Source organism: Phyllobacterium sp. P5_D12, assembly GCF_054049495.1.
The window spans coordinates 1-632 of the sequence record NZ_JBFUMG010001131.1 but is presented as its reverse complement, the minus strand read 5'-3'; the positions used below and the strand labels follow the sequence as shown (position 1 = coordinate 632).

Sequence of the window (632 nt, the reverse complement as noted above, 5' to 3'; positions counted from 1 at the left end):
ACCGTCATCGGCGCCACGCCGATCTTCTCCGCAAGCTCGCGCACGGAAGGAAGAGCTTCGCCTGGAAGCAATTCCCCACAGGCGATGCCGTACTCTATGAGCCCATGGAGTTGTGTTCGGAGTGGAACCGGCAAATCGCGGTCGATGAAGAATTCCATGAACCCAGTCTTTGGCTGTTCTAGTAGGCTGTTACGATTATACCGGGCGCGTCCTAATCGCAAGGCCAGAGCGAGCCAAGCCACCAAATTATAAACTGTTGACAGCGCCGGAGGTAAGTGAAATCGTTATACCCAATAAGAACACTTAGGTAGTTCACAACAAAGGGGAATACGAATGAAAAAGATCGCCAAGGCGGCTCTTGCCGCCGTATTGCTCGTCGGTACGAGCCTTTCCGCCGCTGCGGTGGAAAGGGGTGGTGTCATGACCTATGGGCGTTATGCCGACAGCCTCTTTCTTGATCCGGTGCTCAACGACGCCAACGTCGACATCTGGATACTGTCCAACCTCTACGACACGCTACTCCTTCCCACAGATGATGGCAAAGGAGTTCAGGCGGGACTCGCCACCGAATGGAAGGTTTCCGACGACGGGATGAGCGTCAATCTCACATTGCGTGACGGCATCCAATTTTC

Annotated in this window: 1 protein-coding gene and 1 pseudogene; one reads left to right on the top strand and one right to left on the bottom strand. The window is 54.3% G+C overall.

Annotated features, from left to right (window positions below; all coding sequences use genetic code 11):
* A partial coding sequence (locus ACXJ5O_RS29110) for a GntR family transcriptional regulator (protein ID WP_457302933.1) occupies positions 1–158 on the bottom strand: 158 nt, incomplete at its 3' end.
* Positions 159–333: 175 nt separating this feature from the next.
* Between ACXJ5O_RS29110 and ACXJ5O_RS29105 the strand changes: the two are divergent.
* Positions 334–632 (top strand): annotated as a pseudogene (locus tag ACXJ5O_RS29105) (ABC transporter substrate-binding protein); the annotation flags it as partial.